Consider the following 8,533-nt stretch of genomic DNA (forward strand, 5'->3'; position numbering starts at 1 on the left):
ATTCTTTAACTTTGCAGATTATTAAAAATATATGGAAAGCATTCAAATCCACGATAAAACTTTTGTACCTTATCTTAAAGATGAAGAAATACAAGAAATTGTAAAAGCAACTGCCCTAAAAATTCACGAAGAATACAAAGATGAAACGCCCATATTTATTGGTGTTTTGAATGGGGTAATAATGTTTTTTTCAGATTTATTGAAACATTATCCCGGAAATTGCGAAATCGCTTTTATACAAATGAGTTCTTATTCTGGTACGGAATCTACGGGAATTGTTTACCAAAAAATGGAATTGACAAAAGATGTGAAAGATCGCCACATCATCATCGTAGAAGATATTGTAGATACGGGAAATACAGTAGAAAGTCTGTTTAAATATTTCCAAGAGACGCAACGTCCGAAATCTGTGAAAATTGCTTCCTTATTATTAAAACCAGAAGTTTACCAAAAAGATTTCAAAATAGATTTCATCGGGAAAGAAATTCCAAACAAATTTGTGCTTGGTTACGGCTTGGATTATGATGAGTTGGGCAGAAATCTAAAAGATTTATATCAATTAGAAGATGGCAAAATAAACCATTAATAAAAACTTTTTACTTTTTACTTTTTACTTTTTACTTTTTACTTTTTATATAAAAAAAATGACAAACATTGTTCTCTTTGGTCCTCCAGGAAGCGGAAAAGGTACGCAAGCTCAAAATTTAATAGAAAAATTTAATTTGAAACAGATTTCTACAGGAGATCTTTTCAGATTTAATATTAAAAACCATACAGATTTAGGCGTTTTGGCAAAATCTTATATAGATGAAGGCGAATTGGTTCCAGACCAAGTAACCATAGATATGCTGCGCGAAGAAGTACAAAAACCAACTGATGCTGCAGGATTTATATTTGATGGTTTTCCAAGAACTGCAGACCAAACAGCAGCGTTGGAAAATATCGTAAAAGAAGATTTAAACTCGGAGATTTCTTTATGCTTATCATTGGTTGTAGAAGACGAACTTTTGGTAGAAAGACTTCTGCACCGCGGAAAATCTAGCGGAAGAACAGATGACTCCAACGAAACCATCATCCGTGCGAGAATACAAGAATATTATAAAAAGACTGCGGAAGTTGCAGAATTATATAAGAAACAAGGGAAATACGTAGAAATAAATGGTGTTGGAGAAATATTAGATATTTCTGAAAAATTATATAATGAAGTAGAAAAAATACTTTAATTTGAAACTTTTTGCGTTGCAAATTAAAAAAAATCAATAACTTCTTCTTAAATCTTGATTCTTGAATTTGAATTCTTGAATCATCAAAAAAATCCTGATTCTTGGCTCATTGTGCTTGGATCTTAAAAAAAATATATGTCAAATTTTGTAGATTACGTTAGAATAAATTGTAAAGCTGGACACGGAGGTGGCGGTTCTGCCCACTTGAAAAGAGAAAAATATATGCCAAAAGGCGGTCCAGATGGTGGAGATGGAGGAAGAGGTGGTCACGTAATCATGAAAGGAAATGCCAACCAATGGACTCTTTTACCTTTGAGATATACAAGACATGTGCATGCACAACGTGGTGTGAATGGTGCAAAAAGTCAATTGACAGGTGCTTTTGGAGAAGATGAATATATAGAAGTGCCAATTGGTACGATTGCGAAAAATGAAGAAGGCGAAATTCTAGGAGAAATCATGGAAGATGGCCAAGAAATAATCATTTTGAAAGGTGGAAAAGGTGGGAAAGGAAACGAATTTTTCAAAACTTCTACCAACCAAACGCCAAGATACGCACAACCTGGTGAAGCTGGTGAAGAAGCAATGGTTGTCTTTGAATTAAAAATTCTTGCAGATGTTGGTTTAGTTGGCTTCCCAAATGCTGGAAAATCTACCCTTCTCGCTTCTATTTCTGCGGCAAAACCAAAAATTGCAGACTATGCTTTTACAACCTTGACACCCAATCTTGGAATTGTAGAATATAGAAATTACCAATCTTTTGTGATGGCAGATATTCCGGGAATCATAGAAGGAGCATCGCAAGGAAAAGGATTGGGACATCGTTTTTTACGCCATATAGAGAGGAACTCTATTCTATTATTTATGATACCTTCAGATTCTGAAAATCATTTTGAAGAATTTAAAATTTTGGAAAGAGAACTATTGGCTTACAATCCAGAAATGATGGATAAAGAATTTATTATTAGTATTTCTAAAGCCGATCTTTTGGATGATGAATTGAAAAAACTAATCTCTGTGGAATTCCCAGAAAATAGAAAACCTATTTTCTTTTCCGGAGTTTCTCAAGAAGGATTGATGGCTTTGAAAGATGTGATCTGGGAGAAATTGCATGGGTAGGAATTAATTTAAACATTAAGAACTTGTTTAAATTTTTTATAAAAATATTTTTAACGACAAAAGGAACAAAAGAATGAGCTTAAATAATTCTTTTTAAAGTGAAAATAAGGCACAATACACTTATTTTTACTTTAAAAAGTGTTTAATTTTCTTAAACTTTTGTTCTTTTTATGGTTTTAATATAATTTTAAACAGGCTCTAAATAAAATTAAAATAGTTTTACGTTTGAAGACAAATTAAATGAGCTACAAGTTTACGAAACTTTATAAAAAACTTTATCAAAGCAAAATGATTTTTTTAAAACCGACTATAAAGATGAACTTCTGGAACTAATTGATTTTGGAATTGATAATGAAATTCAATTATATGAATTACTTTTGAAACATATAGATGCCGTTTTAAAAATTGATACTGAAGATTTAGATGAATTTCATACTAAATATTATATTCAAGAATATGGAGAGGAATATATGAAAGAGCGAATTAAAAATAAATTTTGGTTTGCTTATCCTGCTTTATTAAGAATTACTTTTGAACTTGAATTTGGACAAAAATACATTGACTTTTCCGCTAATAGAGATAAAATTTAAAAGCATTAGGTTTTTTAAAAAAAATTGCTAAACTGCTATACTATTCCATTGTTAAATTAATAAACTATCTTTGCAAAATATTTCGCGGCATTCTTAAGCCAAATAAAAAGCGCAAAGAGTTTCTAACTCGGTAAACGCTCGCTAAAAATGAAGAAGTAAAATACTTCATCCGCACCACAAATTTAAAACATAAACATTTGTTATTTACAGACTTACAATTGATTGAGCCTATTTTGAAAGCGCTCAAAAAAGAAGGGTATGAAAAACCAACCCCAATTCAACAAAAAGCAATTCCATCCATTTTAGAAGGTAAAGATCTTCTCGGAACTGCACAAACCGGAACCGGAAAAACCGCAGCATTTGCAATCCCAATGTTGCAAAATCTTTCTAAAAACAACAACAATCATCACCACATAAAAGCATTAATTCTTACACCAACAAGAGAATTAGCCATACAAATTGAAGAAAGTTTCAAAGCTTATGGTGCAAATTTAGACTTAAGAACGAAAGTGATTTTCGGTGGTGTAAAGCAAGGTTCGCAAGAACAAGCCATAAAAAGAGGTGTAGATATTTTGGTAGCAACACCAGGTAGATTATTAGATTTCATCTCTCAAGGAATTGTGAAACTCAACCAATTAGAAATTTTTGTGCTTGATGAAGCCGATAGAATGCTAGACATGGGATTTGTGCATGATGTGAAACGCATCATCAAATATTTGCCAGCAAAAAGACAAACCTTGTTTTTCTCTGCTACATTTCCTACAGAAATAGAAAGTTTGAGTAATTCTATACTCAATAATCCTGTGAAAGTAGAAGTTGCAGCCGTTTCTTCTACCGCAGATACCATCAACCAAAAGGTATATTTCGTAAAAAAAGATGACAAAATAGATTTGCTCACGCACGTTTTGCAAGAAGACATTTCAGAATCTGTGTTGGTATTCGCGAGAACGAAACATGGCTCGGATAAAATTGTGAGAAAACTAAAATCTAGCAATATTTCTGCAGAAGCTATCCACGGAAATAAATCTCAAAATGCACGACAAACTGCTTTATCAAACTTTAAATCTGGACGCACCAGAATTTTGGTAGCCACAGATATTGCAGCTAGAGGAATTGATATTGACGAATTGAAACACGTAATCAACTACGAACTTTCCGACGTTTCTGAAACCTACGTTCACAGAATTGGTAGAACGGGAAGAGCTGGTGCAGAAGGATCTTCCATCTCTTTTGTAGATGAATTGGATCTCTTAAACCTGAAAAACACGGAGAAATTGATTGGTAAAAAAATACCAGTAATAAAGGATCATCCTTATCACCCAGAAAATTTGGTTGCGGAAAAAAGAGACAGCAACAACAAATCTTTTGTACCAAGACCAAAAGCGAATACTGGCTTCAGCAAACCAAAAAACAAAGGTTTTAGTAGGCACAATTAATTCTTACTTTAAAATTAATTTTATAGAAAACTGCAATTTTTGATTGCAGTTTTTTTTTGTTCAGCAGAATTACGATAAAGATTGAGATGCATTTATTTTATGGAAAGATTTTTACTCATAGTTTATTTGTTACATTTGAAATTAAATAAAGTTTGATGATTGTCATACATATCTCTACTAAATTGGGTGGATATGTATAAGTTTATCATACATATAAATAAGTTGTAGGAAACCATTTCCGAACATTACGCTAAAAACCACATTTATGAAATTTGAACAATTACTATTTCTTTTAAGAAAATATGATGCAATTTCAAAAGATGAAGAAATGAATATTAAAAAATATTTCGTTTCTCAAAATATAAATAAAAAGGAAATATTAATCAATCAAAACAAACCTTGCAACAAATTGTATTTCGTGAATTCTGGATTGTTAAGAGCATATTATGTAAATGATAAAGCAAATGAAATAACGAGAATGTTTGCTTGGGAAAACCGATTTTTAACTAACATAAGTAGTTTTAAGAATTTTTCAGATAATATTGAAACTATTGAATGTGTTGAAAAAGCTGAAATTTTATATATTTCAAGAGAAAATTTCGACAAATTAATGCTAACATCACGAAATTTGAAAAGTATTTATGGAGATGTTTTAGAAGAATATAATGCACTCCATATCAAAAGATTCCATCATTTAAATTCTACAAATATCGAAGAAAAAATAAAACACCTTAAAAATGATTTTCCTTATATAATTAATAAAGTAAATGATAGTTTACTTGCATCATTTTTGGGTATCTCTAGAGAGACATTTGTCAGGCATAAAAAAATTTTATGAGAAAAATAAAAAACTGTGATTCTAATCACAGTTTTTTATTTTTTAAATTAACAATTTTGGTACAAGTTAAAAGCATAGAATTTAATAAACTATGATTTTAATAAATTCAGTAGCTACGAATTGTGAGTTTTTATTTCTCTAAAAAAAATAATAGTGAGACTATGCGAACACGAAAAAATTTGTATAAGGTCGCTTTAATGTTCAAGACCAAATGGAACGAAATAAAATTAATATTATGAAAAATAAAATTTTCAAAAAAGGAGTGATGTTATTCTTATTGACTTTAACCATCTTTCTCAATGCAAAAAATTATAATCCTTCAAGTGAAGTGTTCAATGTTTTTGAAACTAAAGATTTTATTCAAAGTAAAGTTGAAACGAAGACATTTTTTAATGAGAAATACGGAGTTACTTATGATATAAGTTTCGGTTCGGACAACTTTGGAAATATTACTTCAGTAAACATAAAATTTGCTACTGAAAATATGACAAAATTGCAGAAAGAAGTGTTCATTCAGAAGTATAAAAATATGTTGCAAAAATTCACTAAACTTTCAAAAGACAATAAAAAATTATTGATATATCCAGAAGAAAGTTGCATTTCCGGTTGTATTTCGGGATGGCAATGCTCTGATAAACCAACTAATGCAGGTGTAGCATTGTGTACTGGTGATTGTATCGAAGAATGTTATTTATAAACTTAAAATTTTAAATTATGAAACTTACAAAATTTTTATTTCCGTTATTTGTATTATTTTCTTCACTATTATTTGCAAATAATAAAAATGGAGACCCAATAAAAGATTTTTTCAGAACTGCAAAATATAATCAAAGTCCACCAAAAATTAAATTTGAATCTGTTCTTGCGACAGAAAATTTTAAAAAGGGACAAAAAGAAAATTATGTGGTCATTTATACTGAAAAGTTTTCTAAAGATGGTGTTTTTATAAAATGTTTTTATAATAAGGGAGCCCAAATTACACGAGTTGAATACTTTTCATTTGGAAATGGAGCAAATGCAAAAAAAATTCTGGTAGATGCTTTCAGTAAAATGGTTCCAAGTTGTGAAGTAAATTGCGACAGAGAAAAAGGTTGTTATGATAAAGAAACAGATGGAGGAGTCCTTCTCTGTGCCTTTGAATGTATGATGTCTTGTGCATAGAATTAATAATAAATTAAAATAATGCAGAATCTTACAAAGATTCTGCATTTTAAAAAAATAGTTATGAGGAAAATATTATTAGGTATCAACTTATTTGTATTTATGTTTTCATATTCACAAGGAATAAAATTTACATACGATTACAAATTAAAATTAGGCGATTCTATAACTTCTCAAAATGTAGAATTATATAATGAAAATGGCAAAAGTTATTTTTATAGCGATGCAAAATACAAAACTGACTCAATTCTTAATGATAGAGAAAAAAAAATGGAATTAACAGGAAATAAAATGAATTTTAAAAATCTACCAAATGATGAACTTGTGTACTTTTTAGAAAAGCAAAACTCTACAGGACAAGTTGATTTTTTTTCAAACGAGTTTGAAAAAAATTTAAAATACAGTGAAGAGAATAAATTTGACTGGATTTTAGATGATGATGGGGGGAAAAAAATATTGAATTATACTGTTAAGAAAGCGACTATAAAAAAATATGGAAAAACATTTATTGCTTGGTATTGTCCAGATATCCCAATAAATGATGGTCCCTACAAATTTTACGGACTACCTGGATTAATTTTTGAAATATATGACATTAAATTTAATCATCATTTCACTCTTATTGGAATAGAGAAAGGCAATATTGATATAAATTTACTTTTTAGAAAACAAAAATTTATTGAAGTTGATAAAAAAAAATATTCTGATTTTAGAAATCAATATAAAAAAGACCCTTTTCAAAAAATAAAAAGTTTAATTGCATCAACTGGTATTTCCGAGGTCATAGGAAGTAGTGGCAATAATATAAACATGACAAAAATAATCGCAGAACGAGAGAAAAAAGTTATTGAAAAATATAAGAAAGATAATCAAATTGAACAATAATCAAAAAATGGCATCCTACAACATGGTATTTGCAAAAGAAGCCCCGAAATCACATTGTGAATAGGGGCTTCCTTCGCAAATACCCAATCGTTGTACTTTAAATAACGACCTTTTGCACTCAGTCACGGGTAAAAAAGGGTCGTTTTAATTTTGATAAATTCAAAATCGAGCCTAAAAGACTCGATGGCGAGTATAAAAGAGTGAATTGTCAGATTAAAGTGTGGGTAGGTCAGCAAAAAGTGTGGATGGTGAGCCTAAAAGACTCGATAGCGAGTATAAAAGAGTCAATTGTCAGATGAAAGTGTGGGTAGGTCAGCAAAAAGTGTGGGTGGAGAGCCTAAAAGACTCGATGGCGAGTATAAAAGAGTCAATTGTCAGATGAAAGTGTGGGTAGGTCAGCAAAAAGTGTGGGTAAGTCAGTTGAAAGTGTGGGTAGTAAAGGTAAAAAGCTTGCTTATAAGTCTAAAAATAGGATGAGTTGTTCAAAAATTTTTTTATTAAAAACGACATGGCTTGGTTGTAGGCTCCCCATTTTCAGTACGACTCAAAAGTAGTAATTTCATCTGATATTTCATTTAATATTCCGCTGTTGTTGTTGGCAAATGTGGGAAAGTGGTCAGGAAAAGCGTTGGCCTTTGAAGTGGCTTGCTGTCCACTTTTCCACATTACGGGTGATAGGCCTTTCAATGCATCATGTGGTCTGTGATAATTATAATCTTTTATCCAGATCTGAGTAATTTCCCTCACTTCATCCAGATTTGAAAATAAATTTGCGTCCAGAACTCCTTCTCTGAAAGATTTATTGAACCTCTCAATTAGTGAATTTTGTGTCGGTTTACCTGGCTGTATGTAGGCAAATTTTATATCGTTCACATGGCTCCAGGTTTGTATTAGATGGGAAATAAACTCCGGACCATTATCCATTCTTATTTTTTGAGGTTTTCCATATCTGTTAATTAAATGTCTTAAAATCCAAACTACACGACTGCTTTTTATTGAATAATCTACCTCAATGTGTAAAACCTCGCGGTTAAAATCATCAATAATATTGAAAGTCCTGATCTTTCTTCCATTCTCCAGTGCATCGCTCATAAAATCCATGCTCCAGCTTTGAGTAAAGCGTTCTGGAATCTCTAAAGGTTCTTTGATTCTGGTAATTTTTCGCTTTTTAAACTTCCTCCTTAAAGACAGACCAGATTCTTTATAGATTCTGTGAAGCTTTTTATGATTTACTTTTTCGCCTTGATTTCTCAACCGAAAATAGCATTTCCAAAAGCCCTC

The 8,533-nt window shown here is 30.9% G+C and carries 9 protein-coding genes and 1 pseudogene; 9 read left to right on the forward strand and 1 reads right to left on the reverse strand.

The window, feature by feature from the left end; all coding sequences use genetic code 11:
- Positions 1-31 precede the first annotated feature (31 nt).
- The 9 genes from hpt (at position 32) to HNQ03_RS14640 (ending at position 7,252) form a co-directional block, all read left to right on the forward strand.
- A complete protein-coding gene (gene hpt, locus HNQ03_RS14600; RefSeq protein WP_173780437.1) occupies positions 32-586 on the forward strand; it encodes a hypoxanthine phosphoribosyltransferase in 555 nt (184 codons plus the stop codon).
- Positions 587-644: 58 nt separating this feature from the next.
- Positions 645-1,223, forward strand: coding sequence for an adenylate kinase (locus HNQ03_RS14605; protein ID WP_173780438.1), 579 nt, complete (start codon positions 645-647; stop codon positions 1,221-1,223).
- A 135-nt stretch (positions 1,224-1,358) separates the two neighbouring features.
- The gene (obgE, locus tag HNQ03_RS14610; protein ID WP_173780439.1) at positions 1,359-2,342 is read left to right on the forward strand and encodes a GTPase ObgE; all 984 of its coding nucleotides are present in this window, start codon (positions 1,359-1,361) and stop codon (positions 2,340-2,342) included.
- Between the two features lie 377 nt (positions 2,343-2,719).
- Positions 2,720-2,932 (forward strand): hypothetical protein, encoded by a 213-nt coding sequence (locus tag HNQ03_RS14615; protein WP_173780440.1) that lies wholly within the window; start codon positions 2,720-2,722, stop codon positions 2,930-2,932.
- Between the two features lie 197 nt (positions 2,933-3,129).
- Entirely contained in the window at positions 3,130-4,368 is a 1,239-nt protein-coding gene (locus HNQ03_RS14620; RefSeq protein ID WP_173780441.1) for a DEAD/DEAH box helicase, read from the forward strand.
- A gap of 265 nt (positions 4,369-4,633) precedes the next feature.
- Positions 4,634-5,206 (forward strand): Crp/Fnr family transcriptional regulator, encoded by a 573-nt coding sequence (locus HNQ03_RS14625; RefSeq protein ID WP_173780442.1) that lies wholly within the window; start codon positions 4,634-4,636, stop codon positions 5,204-5,206.
- 235 nt (positions 5,207-5,441) lie between these two features.
- Entirely contained in the window at positions 5,442-5,903 is a 462-nt protein-coding gene (locus tag HNQ03_RS14630) for a hypothetical protein (RefSeq protein ID WP_173780443.1), read from the forward strand.
- Between the two features lie 17 nt (positions 5,904-5,920).
- Positions 5,921-6,367 (forward strand): hypothetical protein, encoded by a 447-nt coding sequence (locus tag HNQ03_RS14635; protein ID WP_173780444.1) that lies wholly within the window; start codon positions 5,921-5,923, stop codon positions 6,365-6,367.
- 63 nt (positions 6,368-6,430) lie between these two features.
- A complete protein-coding gene (locus tag HNQ03_RS14640) occupies positions 6,431-7,252 on the forward strand; it encodes a GLPGLI family protein (RefSeq protein WP_173780445.1) in 822 nt (273 codons plus the stop codon).
- Positions 7,253-7,912: 660 nt separating this feature from the next.
- On the opposite strand, the pseudogene HNQ03_RS14645 reads toward HNQ03_RS14640, so the two are convergent.
- Positions 7,913-8,533, reverse strand: a pseudogene (locus HNQ03_RS14645) (IS3 family transposase); the annotation flags it as partial.

The sequence above is a fragment of the Frigoriflavimonas asaccharolytica genome (assembly GCF_013294015.1).
GTDB lineage: Bacteria > Bacteroidota > Bacteroidia > Flavobacteriales > Weeksellaceae > Frigoriflavimonas > Frigoriflavimonas asaccharolytica.